The sequence below is a fragment of the Microbacterium sp. 22296 genome (genome assembly GCF_052045385.1).
Taxonomy (GTDB): domain Bacteria; phylum Actinomycetota; class Actinomycetes; order Actinomycetales; family Microbacteriaceae; genus Microbacterium.
In genome coordinates this window covers 1-18083 of sequence record NZ_JBQEOS010000002.1, presented here as the reverse complement: position 1 = coordinate 18083, position 18083 = coordinate 1, and the positions used below count along the sequence as shown (strand labels likewise).

Genomic DNA, 18083 nt, shown 5'->3' with positions numbered 1-18083 from the left:
TGTCCAGCCCGCGCGTCGGCGGCGCAGATCCCTCTGCGCCGCACGACGACGGCGGCTCCGACGACGTCGCATCGGCGGATGAGATACGGCAGCACGCCGAGGCAGTGCTCCTGCGGAAGCTGCGGTCGAGGTCGTTGTCGCTCTCCGAAGCTCGCGCCGTGGTGCGTGGCACGGAAGGCGCCGATGACGTGCTCGCCGACCAGATCGTCGACCGCTTCGTCGATCTCGGGTACCTCGACGATGCCACGTTCGCCGAGCAGCTGGCGATGTCGGCGGTCGAGAAGCGGGGCGAGGGTCGCCGAGCGGTGGCCGAGACACTGCGCAAACGCGGCATCCCGCGAGACGTCGCGGAGGCGGCGCTCGCTGCGCTGCCCGATGACGATGCCGAACGTGCACTCGAGTTCGCCCGATCGAAGGTGCGCGCGGTCGAGGGCGCGGAGTACGAGGCGGCGCTCCGCCGCCTGGCAGGACAACTGGGTCGCCGGGGTTATCCCTCGTCGGTCGCTCTGACGGCGGCTCGCTCCGCCCTGGCGGAAGCGGGCATCGGCCGTTCTCGGTCGTTCGCCCGTCCCGCCTCCGGGGTGCGCTTCACTCCCGACGAGTGAGGTGCGACATCGCCTCCGGTCGGCGGGGGAGCGCCGTCGCCCGCCCATTCGTGGGCGACACGACGGACGGTTCATGGCCCGGCGTCGGGTCCTACCCGTCTGCCGCGGCCGTCGACCGGGAGGTCGTCGGGTCCCGCCCGTCTGCCGCGGCCGTCGCCCTCCCGCTCGGGGGCGAACCGACGCGCGGTCCATGGATCATCGTCGGGTCCCGCTCGTCTGCCGCGGCCGTCGACCGCGTCGTCGTCCGCGCCCGGTCCGCCTGAGCGGCCACCATCCGTCCCAGCTCCCTGCGAGACGCGGCACCCACCTTCGCCCGCGCCTGGTAGATGTGCGACTCCACCGTTCGCACCGACAGGAACAGCCGTGTCGCGATCTCGCGGTTCGTGAGCCCCTCGTCGGCCATCAACGCGATCTCGTGTTCGCGAGCCGTCAGTTCGCCCGTCGCCATGCCGAGCTCCGGCGGGCGGGGGAAGTCGATCACCGCGTCGGAATGCTGCCGGCTCACCTCACGCGTCGACCACAGCGCGTGCAGCCGGAGCTCGTCGACGGGGAGTTCCTCCTCGGCCGTCGATCGTGCCGACGCGCGCCGGACCGCTTCGGCCGCCAGGGGCAGGTCGGTCGTCGCGGCGAGTTGCACGAGCTCGTCGACCTCGTCTTCGCTCGCGGCCCCCAGGGCGGTCAATCGGAACAGGTCGCGAATGCGCAGGGCTGCCGCGGAGCGTCCCCGCGTCAGCTCGGCAGCGCCGCGGGCCGCGACACGGGCGGCATCGTGGCGTCCTTCGGCCGCGAGGATCGTCGTCTGCACGTAGAGGCTGCTGCGGCGCAGCAGAGGGATGCCGCGGTCGTCCAGACGCGCGAGGATCGCGCGGGCGTCGTCGAACCCGCCTGCCAACGCGAGCTCCTCGGCGACGCTCAGCTCGATCAACGTCGTATCGACATCGGGGACGGTCGATGGCGTGCGCGACATCGCCGATGCCAGCTCGCGGCGCGACTCCGCGGCCCGCCCCGCTCCGGCGAAAGCGATCGCCGCCGCCGCCCCTGCCAGGGGCAGTTCCGCCCCGTCGCCCTCGCGTGCGGTTCGCGCCAGTTCGCGTTCGAGGCGGGCGTGCACGGCGGCGCCGTCGGCTCCGGCGATCTGGTGACCCGCCAGCATCGATATGAGCGCCGCAAGCCGGTCGCGGGCGAGGAGCCCATCGGTGATGTGTCGCGCATCGAGCATGCGCTCCGCGGCGCGATAGTAGACACGCGCCCGCCGCCAGCAGCCGGAGATGGTCTCGGCGGTGCCCGCTGCCACGAGAGCGCGCAGGCGTGCCGCCGGTGACGCGGACACCTCCGCGACAGCGCGTCCCGCGGCCTCGGCCGCTGCGGTCCACTCCAGCCGCGCGCCCTCGCGTGACGCATGGGTGAGCAGATCGTCGACGCGGGAGTCCGCGAGAGTCCGGTCGGGGGATGTCTCTCCGCGCCGCTCGTACCCGTCGTCTTTGGCCCTGCCTCGCGCCATCCGGCGGCGCGTGTCGACGTTGCCGCCGTCGTCCGCCTCGCCGTCGACCGTGACGCGAGCGCGGGCGGCGAGTTCCGCTTCGACGCGGAGCGCGGGGACGTCCGCCGATCTCAGCCCCCGCGCCGCGTAGGCGGCGGCGTGTGCCGCGTCGCCGCGATCGTTCGCCTCGCGCGCCGCGTCCAGGGCGATGCGTGCCCGGACCGCCGGCGGGTGGGCGGCCTCGCCCGAGCGCTCCGGCCCGAGACGGTGCCAGCGTCGGGCGACCGTCACGGCGACGGCGGGGCTCCACCACTCGTCGCACTCGGCCAGCATCCGTCGGCCCACGGCGTCGACGAGGGCTTCGACGTGGGAAGCGCCCAGCCGACGCCTCGCCTCCTGGGCGATGAGGTCGTTCGCGGTGAGGCGGCGCTGCGGCGAGCGGTCTGCGTGCACGAGGCCACGCGCCGTCAGCGCGTGGAGGCTGTCGACGTCGAAGAATCGGGTCGCCACGGCGGTCTCGAGATGAGCGAGACGACTGATGACGGCGAGGCTCTCGAGATCGTCGACGGGCATCTCGGACATGTGGCGTTCGAGTGCGACGGCGAGTCGGCTGTGCGGGGCGATCGTGCGGAACGACTCCAGCGGATCGCGACCAGCCCGTGCGTCCGCGATGGCGTGCAGGACGAGGCGTCGCAGGAGCGCCCTCGAGCGGTCGGCGCGCCACACGAGCGCCGCGCGTGTGGGGCTGTCGAGGAGTCCCGCGTCGGGGAAGACGTCGATGAGCCGGAACGCGTCCTCGTCAGCCAGCTCGGTGAGATCGACGCGTCGCGCCAACCCCTCGACCCAGAGATCCCGCAGGCCGCGACGCGCGCCGTCCGCGGCGTCGTCCGTTCCGACATCCCGCGGACGGGGGGTTCGTTGAGCGAGGACGGCGGTGAGTCTCCGGGATGCCACGGACCGGGCGATCGCCCGCGCCGACTCGGCATCCAGGAGTTCGATGTCGTCGACGATGAGCACGCCGTCCATGCCCGCGCCGTCTTCCGAGGGCGTCCGCAGCATCGCGAGCGCGGGCTCGGCGGCGGCGTGGACAGCACCGAACGGCTGCTGCGAGAGAGCCGATGCGGTATGGAGGACGACGGCCCGACCGCCGAGGCGCTCGATCTCCGCGGTGATCCCGCGCAACAGGTGGCTCCGGCCGCTCCCGCGCGGACCCGCCACGACCAGTGAATGTCCGTCCAGGACGCGCGCCGCCCACGCCCCTGCATCCCGATCCGCGCCGATCGCTTCCACCGAGCGCAGCGTCCTCCGGTCGCTGTCCATGCTTCCCCCTGGCACCCGTCTGTCCACGCTATCGCCGCGGTCGCGCAGGGGACGTCCGGTGCACGCAGGCTTCTGCTCGGATCGCGCCACGGGGACGCCCGGGCGGGGGCCCGACGACCCGTGCGGCCCCGGAGTGGGCCGCTTAGACTTGCACGCATCATGACCACCCCCGTTTCCTCCCCGACGCTGATCGCACCGTCCTCCGCCGCGCAGGGCGCGCAGGGTCCACGTACCTACGAAGTCCGCACCTTCGGATGCCAGATGAACGTCCACGATTCCGAGCGTCTCTCCGGTTCGCTGGAGAGCGCCGGGTACGTGCGGGCCGATGCGGGCGTCGAGGCCGACGTCGTCGTCATCAACACGTGCGCCGTCCGCGACAACGCGGCGGGCAAGCTGTACGGCACCCTCGGCCACCTCAAGTCGCGCAAAGACGCGCACGAGGGGATGCAGATCGCCGTCGGCGGCTGCTTGGCCCAGATGGACAAAGAGGCCGTCCAGAAGAAGGCGCCGTGGGTCGACGTGGTCTTCGGCACGCACAACATGGGGTCGCTTCCCGGCATGCTCGAGCGCGCCCGGCACAACGGCGAGGCCGAGCTCGAGATCCTCGAGTCGCTGGAGATCTTCCCGTCCACCCTTCCCACGAAGCGGGATTCGATCCACAGCGGCTGGGTGTCGATCTCCGTGGGGTGCAACAACACCTGCACGTTCTGCATCGTGCCGAGCCTGCGCGGCAAAGAGAAGGATCGTCGCCCGGGCGACATCCTGAGCGAGATCCGTCTGCTCGTCGACGACGGCGCGATCGAGGTCACGTTGCTCGGACAGAACGTGAACTCCTACGGCGTGGAGTTCGGCGACCGCCTCGCCTTCGGCAAGCTGCTGCGCGCCGCGGGGGAGATCGAGGGCCTCGAGCGCATCCGGTTCACGAGCCCCCACCCCGCGGCCTTCACCGACGACGTCATCGCCGCGATGGCGGAGACCCCGGCCGTCATGCCGCAGCTCCACATGCCGCTGCAGTCCGGCTCCGACCGCATCCTCAAGGCGATGCGCCGGTCGTACCGCGGTGAGAAGTTCCTCGGCATCCTGGACCGTGTGCGCGAGCGCATCCCGAACGCGGCGATCACGACCGACATCATCGTCGGCTTCCCCGGCGAGACCGAGGAGGACTTCCAAGAGACCCTGCGCGTGGTGGAGGCCTCCCGCTTCTCGAGCGCCTTCACCTTCCAGTATTCGATCCGCGAGGGCACCCCGGCGGCCACGATGGCCGACCAGGTACCGAAGGCCGTCGTGCAGGAACGCTACGAGCGACTCACCGCCCTCCAGGACCGGATCTCCGCCGAAGAGAACCGCACGCAGCTCGGTCGCACCCTCGAGGTGCTCATCTCGGCGGGCGAGGGCAAGAAGGACGCCGAGACGCACCGCCTCACCGGCCGTGCCGAAGACAACCGGCTCGTGCACGTCGAGGTGCCCGCGGGGACCCCCGTGCCGCGACCCGGCGACGTGGTCTCGGCGACGGTCACGCATGCCGCGCCCTTCCACTTGCTCGCCGACTCACCCGACGGCGCGCCCCTGCGGATCCGTCGCACGCGCGCGGGAGACGCCTGGGATCGCGCGCAGGCCGAGTCGTGCGGCGTGCCCGTGCCGGTCGGCGAGAGCGGCGCGCCGCGCGCGGTATCGCTCGGTCTTCCCACCCTCCGCGCCGGCGTGTGACCGCGCCGGTCCTCTGGGCGGTCGTCGGCGCGACGGGGACCGGCAAGACCGGCCTCTCGCTCGACCTCGCCGACGCACTGGCTGCCCGCGGGCGCCCCGCCGAGATCGTCAACGCCGACGCGATGCAGCTCTACCGTGGCATGGACATCGGCACCGCCAAGATCGCGGTCGCCGAGCGCCGCGGCATCCCTCATCACCTCTTCGACGCCCTCGCCGTGACCGATGAGGCCGCGGTCGCCTGGTATCAGGATGCCGCCCGCACGGCCGTCGGCGACATCCATGCCCGCGGCGCGGACGCCATCCTCGTCGGGGGGTCGGGACTGTACGTCTCGAGCGTGCTGTGGGACTTCCGCTTCCCCCCGCGCGACGAAGCCCTGCGCGCCCGGTTGGAGGCGGAGCTGGAGACCGAGGGGGCGGGCGCTCTGTACGCGCGACTGCGCGACGCCGACCCGGTCGCGGCCGGGCGCATCGACCCGCGCAACGGACGCCGTGTAGTGCGGGCCCTGGAGGTCCTGGCGCAGGGCGGTGAGACGCACGGCGGGGCGCTTCCGGACGCGCCGGAGTTCTGGCATCCGCGCACGCGCATCGTCGCCACCGCGATCGACCGGGACGAGCTCGTGCCGATGCTCGACGCCCGTGTCGAGCGCATGTGGGAGCGGGGGCTCGTCGACGAGGTTCAGGCGTTGCGCGCGGACGGCCTCGAGCGGGGGGTGACCGCCGGGCGGGCGATCGGCTACGCGCAGGCTCTCGCGCACCTCCACGGCGGGCTGACGCGTGAGGAGGCCATCGCCCAGACGCAGTCGCTCACCCGGCGGTACGCGCGCCGCCAGGTGTCGTGGTTCCGGCGCTACGTCGGAGCCGCATGGGTCGACGCACGCCGCGTGGATGCGGCTCGTCTCGCCGCCGGGGGACGGGACGGCGCCTGACGGACCGGGTCCGTCCTTTCGCGCTCCCCGCGAGCCGACCGCCGTCGCCCCGTCCGTCGGGACAGGGCGGGGCGGTCGCTCGGAGAGGAGCCGCTCCGGGACACGCCTCGTCGTCGGTACTGCTCCCGCTCGCGTCGACCGAGCGACCACGGCGAGCCGCTCCCTAGACTGGACGCATGGCGACTCTCCCGTTCACCAAGGGCCACGGCACCGGCAACGACTTCGTGGTGGTGGCCGATCCCGACGGAGAGCTCGACCTCTCCGACGCGCAGATCGCGGCCCTGTGCGACCGTCACTTCGGAATCGGTGCCGACGGACTGCTCCGCGTNAGGGCGCGGATGCCGCGGCATCCGGTGCCGAGTGGTTCATGGACTACCGCAACGCCGACGGCTCCGAGGCCGAGATGTGCGGCAACGGCACCCGCGTCTTCGCGCGGTATCTCACCGACACCGGCCTCGCGTCGATCGACGAGGGCTTGCGCATCGGCACCCGCGCCGGTGTCAAGACGCTCACCCGCAGCGACCGCGGTTTCGAGGTCGACCTCGGGGTCTTCGCGGTGGATGCCGATGAGACCCTCGTCCGCGCGAAGGGGCTGTCGGTGGCACGCCCGGGCGTCGGCATCGACGTGGGCAACCCGCACGTGGTCGTCGCCCTGTCGTCCGACGCTGAACTCGACGGTCTCGATCTCGCGTATCAGCCGGTGCTCGACCCCGCTCCTCGGCACGGCGCGAACGTGGAGTTCGTCGTCCCGGCCGATCCGCTCGTGCGCGACGGTGTCGGTGCGATCCGCCTCCGGGTGTTCGAGCGCGGCGTCGGCGAGACGCTGAGCTGCGGCACCGGCGTGGCCGCGGCCGCGCTCGCCGTGCGGCACTGGGCGGGTCCGGCTGCCCCCGATCACTGGGTGGTCGACACCCCGGGCGGTACCCTCGGCGTGCGCGTGTCCGGCGGGCGGGTGTTCCTGTCAGGCCCCGCGTCCTTGGTGTTCACCGGCGAGGTCGCGCTCGCCTGAGGTGTCGCCCTCCCGGCTTCGGGTCGAGGTCGCGAAATCGGCTCGAGATCACGGCGACGGAGACCGCCCGAGCGCGTGACCTCGTACCGAACGTGCGACCTCGGCATCCCTGCTCCAGACCTGCGTCGCGGTGACCGTCAGGCGATGATGTCGATGGGCTCGCTCGGCGGCGAGCCGTGGCGGCGGACGCGGATCACGCGGAACCCGCGGCCGGTCGCGGCCCGCTGCACGCTGTAGCCGTCGACGAAGGTCGCGGCGAGCCACCGCTGGAGGGAGTCCGAACCCAGGTTGCGTTGCACGACGAACCACCCGTCCGAACGCTCCGACATGCGGGGGATCCACTGCTGCAGCATGCCGTGCAACTCGCTCTTGCCCACGCGGATCGGCGGGTTCGAGCGGATGGTGCGGAACGAGATCTCGGCGGGAACATCCTCGGGGCGCACGGCGTTGACATTCGTGAGGCCATACGTCTGCGCGTTGCGTCTCACGAGATCGAGAGCACGCTCGTTGACGTCGACCGCCCAGATGGTCGCGTGCGGTGAGGCGAGCGCCAGCGACAGCGAGATCGGACCCCACCCGCACCCCAGGTCGAGGAAGTGCCCGCCGGCGGGAGGGGGAGGGGTGTTGGCGAGCAGCACCGAGGTTCCGGCATCCACGTGATCGGGACTGAAGACGCCGCCCGCCGTGACCACCTCGAGCTCACGACCGGCGAGTGTCACACGGATGCGACGGAGCTGCTCGGGACTCGACGGCGACGCGCTGAAGTAGTGCTCGCTCCCCATCACGCCAGGATATCCGACCGGCCCCTCGGGCGTCGGGACGGATAAAGTGCCAGAACACCGAGATCACCGCCGCGGCAGGGTCCGCGGCCGAAAGGAACACATGACCGAACAGACCACACCCCCGAGCATCGACGCGTCGCCGGTCGACCCGGTGGACCGCGTGCTCTCGCGCGCCGAAGCGCATCGCGGGGTCCGGGTCTTCGGTGCAGCGCAGGCGCTCCAGGATGCCACCACCGCCTACGGCGGCGATGCCGACGGCGACCAGTGGGACCGCGAGGAGCGCGCCGCGCTCCGCCGCGTCGCCGGACTCTCCACCGAGCTCGAAGACGTCACCGAGGTCGAGTACCGCCAGCTGCGCCTCGAGAACGTCGTGCTCGTGGGCGTGCACCCCCAGGGCGAGCAGGCGGATGCCGAGAACTCGCTGCGGGAGCTGTCGGCCCTGGCCGAGACGGCCGGCGCGGTCGTGCTCGACGGCGTGCTGCAGCGTCGACCCCATCCGGATCCCGCGACCTATGTCGGACGCGGCAAGGCGGCCGAGCTGCGCGACATCGTCGCCGCGGTCGGCGCGGACACCGTGATCGCCGACACCGAACTCGCACCGAGCCAGCGGCGCGCGCTCGAAGATGTCGTGAAGGTGAAGGTGATCGACCGCACGACGGTCATCCTCGACATCTTCAGCCAGCATGCCAAGAGTCGCGAGGGCAAGGCGCAGGTCGAGCTGGCGCAGCTCGAGTACCTCCTCCCGCGTCTGCGCGGATGGGGTGACTCGATGTCGCGTCAGGCCGGTGGACAGGTCGGCGCGGGCGGGGCGGGCATGGGCTCGCGCGGGCCGGGTGAGACGAAGATCGAGCTCGACCGTCGGCGCATCCGCACGAAGATGGCGCTGTTGCGCAAGCAGCTGCGCGACTTCGCGCCCGCGCGCGAGGCCAAGCGTGCCGAGCGCAAGCGCCACACGATCCCCTCGGTCGCCATCGCCGGCTACACCAACGCCGGCAAGTCGAGTCTGCTGAACCGCCTCACCAGCGCCGGCGTGCTCGTCGAGAACGCCCTGTTCGCCACGCTGGATGCCACGGTCCGTCGCTCTGAGACGAGTGACGGTCGCGTCTACACCCTCACCGATACGGTCGGCTTCGTGCGCAACCTTCCGCACCAGCTGGTCGAGGCTTTCCGCTCGACCCTCGAGGAGGTCGGCGACGCCGACGTCATCCTGCACGTCGTCGACGCCTCGCACCCCGACCCGGCTGCGCAGCTGATGACGGTGCGCGATGTGATGGGCGACGTCGACGCGAACTTCGGTCAGGAGATCGTGGTCTTCAACAAGGCCGACCTGGTCACCGATGATGACCGGCTCGTTCTTCGCGGTCTCGCGCCGAAGGCGAAGTTCGTCTCCTCCCGCACCGGAGAGGGGATCGACGAGCTGCGCGCCGCCATCGAAGAGGCCCTGCCCCTTCCGGCGGTAGAGGTGCAGGCGGTCGTTCCGTACGACCGCGGCGACCTGGTGTCGGCCATCCACGAGAGCGGGCTGATCCTGGCGCAGGAGCACCGAGAGACCGGAACGTTCCTGCACGCCCACGTGGGCGCCCGTCTCGCGGCGGAGTTGGAGCCTTTCGCGGCGTGACACGCGAGCGAGAACCCCGCCGACGTTTGTTCGGCGGGGTTCTTCGCGTCCGGTTCGGCGGACGACCAGAACTCTCGGCTGCCTTGGGCAGGGGACGGCGGCGGGTGCGGTCGCCCCATCAGTCCCGTTGCGCGGGATGGCCGCAGATCAGTCGAGTTCCAGCGCCGCCACACCGGGGGTCTCGAAGCCGAAGACGGCGCCGAGGAAGCCGAGTTCGCGCTCCAGGGAGTCGACGACCGTCTCTGCACGGCGGAAACCGTGGCCCTCTCCCTCGTACAGCACGTAGGCGTGGGGGACGCCGTGCGCAGCCAGGGCGTCGCGGATCGCCTCGGCCTGCGACGGCGGCACCACCCGGTCTTCGGTGCCCTGCAGGATCAGCAGCGGCACGCGGAACCGCTCGGGACGACTGAGCGGAGACCGCTCGATGTACACCTGTTCCGCTTCGGGCAGCGGTCCGATGAGACCGTCGAGGTATCGCGCTTCGAAGTCGTGGGTGTCTTCGGCCAGGGCGCGGGCGTCGCCGACTCCGTAGCGGGAGATGCCCGCCGAGAACACATCGGTGCGGGTGACGGCGGCGAGCACGGTCCATCCGCCCGCGGAGCCGCCCGCGACGGCGAGGCGCTCGGGGTCGGCGAGTCCCGCCGCGGCGAGGGCCGATGCCGCCGCGGCGACGTCATCGACGTCGACCACGCCCCACTGCCCGGCGAGGCGGTCGCGGTAGGCGCGCCCGTATCCGGTGGAGCCCCCGTAGTTGACGTCGAGCACGCCGATGCCACGACTCGTGAAGAACGCCGTTTTCGCTGACGGTGCGGGGCCGACGTGGGAGGTCGGGCCCCCGTGCACGAGGACGACGTACGGAGGGCGCTCGCCCGCGGGGGCCGTGACGTCGGGATGCGTGGGCGCGTAGGCGAAGGCGTGCACCGGGCCGTGCGGCCCCTCGGTCTCGAGCGCGCGCGCAGACGGCATCCATTCGCCACCCCACGGGCCGGAACCCCCCGTCACGAGGTCGACGACGCCGGAGTCGAGGTCGACCAGCCACAGGCCGGAGCGGCCGGCGGCGTCGGCGCCCGAGATCAGCACCCGGTCGCCGCGCGCGTCGTCGACGGCGGCGCCGGCCACCACGGGTACATCGAGCGGACGGACGCCCGACGGGGCGATCTCGACGATCTCGTCGGCACCGTCCGTCCGCACCGCGACGATACGGCCGTCGCCCGCCGCGCCGAACCAGCGGGTGCCGAGGACCCACAGCCCTCCGCCCGTGTCGGCGTCCGCCGGTGCGACCGGCTGTGCGCGACCGTCGAGGGGATGGCGGAAGAGGTTCCAGCGGCCATCGGGATCGTCGGCGTACAGCAGTTCGTCGTCGGCGAGCCAGACGGGCTGCAGGGGCGCACGATCGCCGCCGCCCGCGAGGTCGCGCACCTCTCCGGAAGCGAGGTCGGCGACGCGCAGGGTCGTGGCGTCCCAGGGCATGTCGGGATGGTTCCACGCGATCCACGCGAGGCGCCCTCCGTCGGGGCTGAGGGCGGGCTGCGCGAGGAAATCGCTGCCCTCGGCGAGCACCTCGATGGTGTGGGAGTCGTCGGTCGCGATGCGCACGATCGCTCGCGCCGGGACGCGCCCGGCGCCGTGCGTCTCGCGGACCGCCAGGAGCGTGCCGTGCTCGAAACGCAGACCGCCGTGTCGCGCCGCGTCATCGGCCGGGGTCAGGGCTCGCACCGCACCGCCCGGACGCAGGGCGTACACCCGCTGGTCGGTCTTCTCGACGTAGTAGAGATCGCCCTCGTCGGATGCGGTCCAGGCTCCGCCGCCGTACTCGTGGACCGCCGAGCGGGCGTTGGAGGGAGCCGGGAGGAGTGTCTCGATCACACCGTCGGCGCGGCGACGCTTCACCGCGACCCGGCCGGCCTCGGCGGGGACGGACTCGCCCCACCACACCTCGTCGCCGACCATCCGTGCACCGTCGACGCGCGGGGTGGACTGCGCCACCGACTCGGGGGTGATCGGCGAGGGCCAGGAGCCGTAGGGGAGGGTGTCTGCCATGGCTCCCACCCTACGGACCCCCTCCGACACGCGAAGCGGGCGCCGTCGTCACGCCCCGACGGGCCGCCTCTGCACGCCGAGTCCGCCCACCCAGTCGCGGATGACCTGGCGTTGCGCGTCATCGCAGGTGTAGCCGTATCCGACGCTGACCTCCCAGTACGAGAGGTCGTCGATGGGCACCTCGTGCTCCAGCGACCATCCGTCCAGGAATGTCAGGGCGTAGCAGTCCGCCATGGTCTCCATGTCTCCGGCGAAGGCCGTGAGGGCGGACGCCGTCTCTTCGGGGTTGGTGAACTGCAGGACGTGCGCGTACTCGTGGTAGGCGACGCCGGTGCGGATCCAGTCCGTCAATTGGGGGTCGTCTCGCGTGTCTCCGCTGACGTGGACGATGAAGGGGGCGCCCTCCGAGACGCACGCCATGGCGTCGAGACCGCACGGGCGATCGGTCTCGTCGAAGGCCATGCTGACCCATCCTCCACCGAGGCGGTCGAGGGTGGCCTCCCACGGGGTTCCCGTGGCATTGGTCGAGGCTTGACCACGCGCCGCCGCCGCTCGGTTGGCCAACAGGGCGGTGAACGCCTCGACGTCGACGACGTCTCGACTCAGCGCGCCGGCGGTCCATCGATGCTGCCAGGCGCGGCCGGCGAAAGCGTCGATCTCGGTCCAGGGGACGACTGAGGCGTACGGAAGGCCGATCAGCGGATCGATCGTCGCGTAGAGATCGGCCATGGCGGCGCCGAACTGCTCTTTGCGCTCGATCAGACCCTTCTGCTCATCGATCTGCCGCTGCTGCTGCTGGATCTGTTCCTGCTGATCGGTGATGCGAGAGCGCGATTCCGACAGTTGCGAGGAGAACCAGAAGAACCCCGCTCCCGCTACGGCGACGGATACTGCCAGCGCGGCACCGAGAACAAGGGTGCTTCGACGCGCACGCGGACGCCAGGCATGATGGTCGACGCTCTCGGCGGTGGCCGACGGGGAGTCGCCGGGGGAAGGAGTGGAGGACACGGCTCTCGCCTTCTCTTGCGCGTCCGGTCATGATAGCTGCGCCGCGTGTCCCTCCCGTTCCGGGCTGTGGACAGCCGCACACCGCATTCCCGCGCCAGGGGGACTTCCCGTGTCCCCGTCCGTGAGCGAAGGCGTCAGACCGCGCGCAGCACCGCCACGATGCGGCCGAGCACGACGGCCTCGTCGCCGAGGATGGGCTCGAACGCACTATTGCGGGGGAGGAGCCATGTGTGGCCGTCGCGGCGACGGAACGTCTTCACGGTGGCTTCGCCGTCGAGCATGGCGGCCACGATCTCGCCGTTCTCGGCGTTCGCCTGCGAGCGCACGACCACCCAGTCCCCGTCACAGATCGCCGCATCGATCATCGAGTCGCCCGAGACCTTGAGCATGAACAGCTCGCCCTTGCCCACGAGCTGGCGGGGGAGGGGGAAGATCTCCTCCACCTGCTGGTCGGCGGTGATGGGCACGCCCGCGGCGATGCGGCCCACCAGGGGTACGAGGGCGGCGTCGCCCACCGAGGGCGCGGCGTCGGCCGGATTCTCGGCGGCGGTGCCGGGGAGGTCGATCAGCACCTCCATGGCGCGGGTCTTCCCCGGGTCGCGGCGCAGGTAGCCGCTGAGCTCGAGCTGATTCAGCTGATGGGTGACGCTCGACAGCGACTTCAAGCCGACCGCGTCGCCGATCTCGCGCATGCTCGGCGGATAACCGTGCCGCGCGATCGATCGCTGGATGACCTCGAGGATGGCGAGCTGCTTGTCGCTGAGGCTCTTGCGCCGACGCGTCTGCGGTCGTTCGCGGCCGGCGGTCGTCGCGTCGGTCATCTGGTGCTCCCCTCGCGCCGCGGGAAGGGCGGCGGAAATTCGAATGTCGGAGGTTGGTGATGAGGTCTCCGTGTCGAAACCGTATCCGGTGGACGAGGCGAAACACACGGAAGCTCACGCGTGTCGCGTTCGATTCGTCTCCGACAGACGCGGTCTTGACACTCTCGCAGTATCGAAGATACATTCGGAAGACAGATTCGCGCCTCGCCCTCCCGGCCGAGGGAGGGGTGCGAATCTCTCCCCACTGAGGAGCACACCATGACCAGCATCGCCATCTCCGCCCCCACCACCCGCCTGCGCATCACGCCGCGGGGTCGCCGCGTCGCCGCCTTCCTGGTGTCATTGCCGCTCGTCATCGCTCTCGGCGTCGCGATCGTCGGTGGAGGTTCCGCGCTGGCCTCGAACGACGCCGGGGCGTCCGTCGGTTCCTTCTCCGAGGTCACCGTGATGAGCGGCGACACCCTGTGGTCGATCGCCGAAGAGCTCGCGCCCACGGCCGATCCGCGTGATGTCGTCGCCGAGATCTCCCGTCTCAACGCTCTGCCCGGAGGCTCCGTGGCGGCCGGTCAGCGCATCGCGATCCCCTCCGAGTACGCTCCTGCGAACTGACGTCCTCTTCGCGTCGGCCATGCCGCGTGAGTCGCCAAGACGCCCGCCGCCTACGATGGGTGAGGTGACCGTACGCCTCGACGACCTGCCTCTTCGCGACGATCTGCGGGGGATGACCCCGTATGGAGCACCGCAAGCGCCGCTTCCCGTGGCGCTGAACGTGAACGAGAACACGCATCCCGTTCCGTCGGAGGTCGCCGACGACATCCTGGATGCCGTCGCCCGGGCACTGCACGATGTCAATCGCTATCCCGACCGCGAGTTCACGGGACTGCGTGAGGCGTTCGCGCACTATCTGGGCCACGGCCTCGGTGCCGAGCAGATCTGGGCGGCGAACGGCTCGAACGAGGTGCTGCAGCACATCCTGCAGGCGTTCGGCGGCCCTGGTCGCACCGCGATGGGCTTCGCGCCGACCTACTCGATGTATCCGATCCTCACGCGCGCGACCGGGGCGCGATGGATCGCCGGTCACCGGGAACACGATTTCTCCTTGACAGCGGAGTCCGCCGCCGCGCAGGTGCGCGAGCAGCGTCCCGACGTGGTCTTCCTCTGCGCGCCCAACAACCCCACGGGCACCCCGCTCCGGCGCGAGGTCATCGAGGCGGTCTACGACGCGACCGACGGCGTCGTCATCGTCGACGAGGCGTACGAGGAGTTCGCCCCCCGTGACGAGCCGTCCGCCGTCGCGCTCCTTCCCGGCCGGCCGCGGTTGGTCGTCTCTCGAACGATGAGCAAGGCCTTCGCCTTCGCCGGCGCGCGCGTGGGCTATCTCGCGGCCGACCCGGCCTTCGTCGACGCCCTCCGCCTGGTGCGCCTGCCCTACCACTTGAGCGCGTTGACCCAGGCGGCGGCGACCGCCGCGTTGGGTCACGCCGAGACCATGCTGGGGATGGTCGACGAGATCGTCGCCCAGCGCGATCGCCTCTCCGCGACCGTGTCGGCACTGGGGTACACGGCGCACGAGTCGTGGACGAACTTCGTGCTGTTCGGAGGAGTCGACGACCCGGCCGCGACCTGGAAGGCGCTCTACGACCGCGGCGTGCTCATCCGCGACGTGGGGATCCCGCACCACCTTCGCGTCTCGGCCGGAACGGCCGACGAGACCACCGCGTTCCTCGACGCCCTCGCCTCGATAGGATCCCGATCATGACCCGCCCCGCCACGCCCCGCACCGCCTCGATCACGCGCGAGACGAGTGAGTCGCACATCGAGCTCGAGCTCGATCTCGACGGACGCGGTGCGAGCGACATCCAGACCACGGTGCCGTTCTTCGACCACATGCTGACCGCCTTCGCGAAGCACTCGCTGACCGACCTGCGCGTGCGCGCCAACGGCGACACCCACATCGATGCGCACCACACCGTCGAAGACACCTCGATCGTGCTCGGCCAGGCCATCCGGCAGGCGTTGGGCGACAAGTCCGGCATCGCGCGGTACGGCGATGCCCTCGTGCCGCTCGACGAGGCGCTGGCGCAGGCCGTGGTCGACATCAGCGGTCGGCCGTATCTCGTGCACACCGGGGAGCCCGCCGGCTTCGAGCACCACCTCATCGGCGGCCACTTCACGGGCTCGCTGGTGCGCCACTCGTTCGAGGCGATCTCGATCCACGCGGGGTTGACCGTGCACGTGCGCGTCCTCGGTGGCCGCGACCCGCACCACATCGCCGAGGCGGAGTACAAGGCACTCGCCCGAGCCTTCCGTCAGGCAAAGACGCTCGACCCCCTCGTCGACGGCATCCCGAGCACCAAGGGCGCGCTGTGACGGCCAAGCCCGTCGTCGCGGTCCTCGACTACGGTTCGGGCAACGTCCACTCCGCTGTCAAGGCGCTCGTCGAAGCCGGCGCCGACGCGCGTCTGACCTCTGACCGGTCGCTGCTGCTCGACGCCGACGGACTCCTCGTGCCCGGCGTCGGCGCGTTCCGCGCGGTCATGGACTCGTTGAACGCCAGCCGCGGCGGCGAGATCATCGACCGCCGCCTGGCCGGGGGGCGACCGGTCCTCGGCATCTGCGTCGGCATGCAGGTCATGTTCGAGCGCGGGATCGAGCGCGGCACCGACACGTCTGGGCTGGGGGAGTGGCCGGGCACGGTCGCCGAGCTCAGGGCACCCGTGCTGCCGCACATGGGCTGGAACACCGTCGCCCCGGGAGAAGGTTCCCGCCTGTTCGAGGGCATCGAGCGGGAGCGGTTCTACTTCGTGCACTCCTACGCCGCCCAGGAGTGGCAGTTGGACGTCGTCCCGCCGTTCCCGCAGCCGTCCGTGACCTGGTGCACGTACGGTGCGCCCTTCATCGCGGCGGTCGAGAACGGTCCGCTGGCCGCGACCCAGTTCCACCCCGAGAAGTCGGGGGAAGCCGGCATCCGCCTCCTCGCCAATTGGATCGACGGGCTGCGCGCGACTACTGTGTGACCTCGTGCCCCGGCTCGGCGAGATGCGCCGAAGGGTGCGAGGAGCCATGAACGATTTCGCGTCCACGCCCGAACTTGTGCTGCTTCCGGCGGTCGATGTGGCCGACGGCAAAGCCGTCCGCTTGACCCAGGGCGAGGCCGGCACGGAGACCAGTTACGGCGACCCGGTCGACGCGGCTGCCGACTTCGCCCGCCAGGGCGCGCAGTGGATCCACCTTGTCGACCTCGACGCCGCCTTCGGCCGAGGCAGCAACGCCGGCGTGATGCGCAAGGTCATCAAGCAGGTCAAGGGCGTGCAGGTGGAGCTGTCAGGCGGCATCCGCGACGACCGCACGCTCGAGGCCGCGCTCGAGAGCGGCGCGAGCCGTATCAACCTCGGTACCGCTGCGCTGGAGAACCCCGAGTGGGCGGCCGACGTCATCAACCGCTACGGCGAGGCCATCGCCGTCGGCCTCGACGTCCGCGGCACCACGCTGGCCGCTCGCGGCTGGACGCGCGACGGCGGCGACCTCTGGACCGTGCTGGAGCGCCTCGAGGACGCCGGCTGCAGCCGCTACGTCGTCACCGACGTCACCAAGGACGGCACCCTCCGCGGCCCCAACATCGAGTTGTTGCGCGAGATGACACAGCGCACCCCGAAGCCGATCGTGGCATCCGGCGGTGTGTCGAGCCTGGACGACATCGTGGCGTTGCGCGACCTCGTGCCCCTGGGTGTCGAGGGTGCGATCGTCGGCAAGGCGCTCTACGCGGGGCAGTTCACGCTCGCTGAGGCTCTGGATGTCGCCGGACACTGACGGTCCCGACGACGGCCCGCACGGCCACGGCCCGCACGGCGCCGGGGCCGACTCCGCGGGTCTCCCGTGGGAGGGGCGCAGCTTCTCACCCAATCCTCATTCGGGCGACGACGGGTCGGCCGATCCGGCGCTCCTGGCGGCGCTTCTCGCGTTCCGGGCAGCGGAGGGCGACGCGCGAGCGGTGGTCGACGCCTACCGCGAGGCGCGCCTGCTGATCCCGCTCGTCGCCGAGAAGGGCGATCACAGTATCGGCGCGCACGGGCTCGAAGTCGACAAGACCCAGGAGCTGTCGATCGTCACCGTTGCAGCCCCCGACGGGCGCAAGGTCCTTCCGGTGTTCACCTCCGTCACGGCATTACAGACCTGGGATGCCACGGCACGCCCCGTTCCCGCGGACGGCCGACGCACGGCGCTGGCCGCGGCATCGGAGGACACCGAGCTGATCGTCGTCGATCCCGGATCCGAGACGGAGTTCGTCATCCGCCGCCCCGCTGTGTGGGCGATCGCCCAGGGTGAGGCGTGGGAGTCCGCTCACACGTCGCCGACGGTCTTCACGGGTCTGCAGCAGAGCATCTCGGGCGAACTGGCGGTGCTCGACCTCGCGGTGGAGCCGGGCGACCCCACCGGGCGTCTGCGCGGACCGGAGCTGGTGGTACACCTGCAGCTCATGTCCGGCCTGGAGCAGGACGAGCTGGATGCCGTTCTCGCGCGCATCGCGCGGCGGTGGGCGTCCGATGACCGCATCGCCGTACTCGTCGACTCGCTCACGGTGAAGTTGCACCGCAGCGCCGACGTCTGACCGTCCCCGGCGCGCCGCGTGCTCCGGTCCCTTCGACAGGCTCAGGGACCTTCCGATCATCCCGGGGCAGTCGGCGCGCGGCACACGGCGCGACGACGCCTCTCATACCCCCACGGGTGTCACGGAGGAGTCGTCCCGCGGCACACGGCGGAGGGGTG

Annotated in this window: 15 protein-coding genes and 1 pseudogene; 11 read left to right on the top strand and 5 right to left on the bottom strand. The window is 71.3% G+C overall.

The window, feature by feature from the left end:
- Positions 1-158: 158 nt before the first annotated feature.
- Complete coding sequence (locus tag ACTJJP_RS03750; RefSeq protein WP_440773694.1) at positions 159-605, top strand: regulatory protein RecX; 447 nt, start codon at positions 159-161, stop codon at positions 603-605.
- A 91-nt stretch (positions 606-696) separates the two neighbouring features.
- On the opposite strand, the gene ACTJJP_RS03745 is transcribed toward ACTJJP_RS03750, so the two are convergent.
- Positions 697-3405, bottom strand: a complete 2709-nt coding sequence (locus tag ACTJJP_RS03745) for a LuxR C-terminal-related transcriptional regulator (protein ID WP_440773693.1) — start codon at positions 3403-3405, stop codon at positions 697-699.
- Positions 3406-3564: 159 nt separating this feature from the next.
- On the opposite strand from ACTJJP_RS03745, the gene miaB reads away from it, so the two are divergent.
- The 3 genes and pseudogenes from miaB to dapF all read left to right on the top strand — a co-directional run bounded on the left by miaB (position 3565) and on the right by dapF (position 7047).
- Positions 3565-5112, top strand: a complete 1548-nt coding sequence (miaB, locus tag ACTJJP_RS03740; protein WP_440773692.1) for a tRNA (N6-isopentenyl adenosine(37)-C2)-methylthiotransferase MiaB — start codon at positions 3565-3567, stop codon at positions 5110-5112.
- Positions 5109-6038 (top strand): tRNA (adenosine(37)-N6)-dimethylallyltransferase MiaA, encoded by a 930-nt coding sequence (miaA, locus tag ACTJJP_RS03735; protein WP_440773691.1) that lies wholly within the window; start codon positions 5109-5111, stop codon positions 6036-6038. Before miaB ends, miaA begins: the two co-directional genes overlap by 4 nt.
- A 176-nt stretch (positions 6039-6214) precedes the next feature.
- Positions 6215-7047 (top strand): annotated as a pseudogene (gene dapF / locus ACTJJP_RS03730) (diaminopimelate epimerase).
- Positions 7048-7184: 137 nt separating this feature from the next.
- Here dapF and ACTJJP_RS03725 read toward each other — a convergent pair.
- Complete coding sequence (locus ACTJJP_RS03725; protein ID WP_440773690.1) at positions 7185-7829, bottom strand: class I SAM-dependent methyltransferase; 645 nt, start codon at positions 7827-7829, stop codon at positions 7185-7187.
- Between the two features lie 100 nt (positions 7830-7929).
- On the opposite strand from ACTJJP_RS03725, the gene hflX reads away from it, so the two are divergent.
- Positions 7930-9447, top strand: coding sequence for a GTPase HflX (gene hflX, locus ACTJJP_RS03720; protein WP_440773689.1), 1518 nt, complete (start codon positions 7930-7932; stop codon positions 9445-9447).
- A gap of 147 nt (positions 9448-9594) precedes the next feature.
- Here the strand turns inward: hflX and ACTJJP_RS03715 are convergent, their stop codons facing one another.
- From ACTJJP_RS03715 to lexA, 3 genes are all read right to left on the bottom strand, one after another.
- On the bottom strand, positions 9595-11487 hold the full coding sequence (locus tag ACTJJP_RS03715; RefSeq protein ID WP_440773688.1) for a S9 family peptidase: 1893 nt from the start codon (positions 11485-11487) through the stop codon (positions 9595-9597).
- A gap of 48 nt (positions 11488-11535) precedes the next feature.
- On the bottom strand, positions 11536-12495 hold the full coding sequence (locus tag ACTJJP_RS03710; protein WP_440773687.1) for a hypothetical protein: 960 nt from the start codon (positions 12493-12495) through the stop codon (positions 11536-11538).
- Between the two features lie 134 nt (positions 12496-12629).
- Positions 12630-13316, bottom strand: coding sequence for a transcriptional repressor LexA (lexA, locus tag ACTJJP_RS03705; protein WP_440773686.1), 687 nt, complete (start codon positions 13314-13316; stop codon positions 12630-12632).
- Between the two features lie 258 nt (positions 13317-13574).
- Here lexA and ACTJJP_RS03700 point away from each other — a divergent pair, with 258 nt between their 5' ends.
- The 6 genes from ACTJJP_RS03700 to ACTJJP_RS03675 are packed head-to-tail and all read left to right on the top strand — an operon-like array spanning position 13575 to position 17925.
- On the top strand, positions 13575-13925 hold the full coding sequence (locus ACTJJP_RS03700; protein ID WP_440773685.1) for a LysM peptidoglycan-binding domain-containing protein: 351 nt from the start codon (positions 13575-13577) through the stop codon (positions 13923-13925).
- A 55-nt stretch (positions 13926-13980) separates the two neighbouring features.
- Complete coding sequence (locus ACTJJP_RS03695; protein WP_440773684.1) at positions 13981-15075, top strand: histidinol-phosphate transaminase; 1095 nt, start codon at positions 13981-13983, stop codon at positions 15073-15075.
- Positions 15072-15686, top strand: coding sequence for an imidazoleglycerol-phosphate dehydratase HisB (gene hisB / locus ACTJJP_RS03690; RefSeq protein WP_440773683.1), 615 nt, complete (start codon positions 15072-15074; stop codon positions 15684-15686). Before ACTJJP_RS03695 ends, hisB begins: the two co-directional genes overlap by 4 nt.
- A complete protein-coding gene (hisH, locus tag ACTJJP_RS03685) occupies positions 15683-16333 on the top strand; it encodes an imidazole glycerol phosphate synthase subunit HisH (protein WP_440773682.1) in 651 nt (216 codons plus the stop codon). The genes hisB and hisH overlap by 4 nt, the downstream gene beginning before the upstream one ends.
- 46 nt (positions 16334-16379) lie before the next feature.
- Positions 16380-17126 carry a bifunctional 1-(5-phosphoribosyl)-5-((5-phosphoribosylamino)methylideneamino)imidazole-4-carboxamide isomerase/phosphoribosylanthranilate isomerase PriA gene (gene priA, locus ACTJJP_RS03680; protein WP_440773681.1) on the top strand — a complete coding sequence of 249 codons (747 nt, stop codon included), beginning with the start codon at positions 16380-16382 and terminating at the stop codon, positions 17124-17126.
- On the top strand, positions 17110-17925 hold the full coding sequence (locus ACTJJP_RS03675) for an SseB family protein (protein WP_440773680.1): 816 nt from the start codon (positions 17110-17112) through the stop codon (positions 17923-17925). The genes priA and ACTJJP_RS03675 overlap by 17 nt, the downstream gene beginning before the upstream one ends.
- Positions 17926-18083 lie beyond the last annotated feature (158 nt).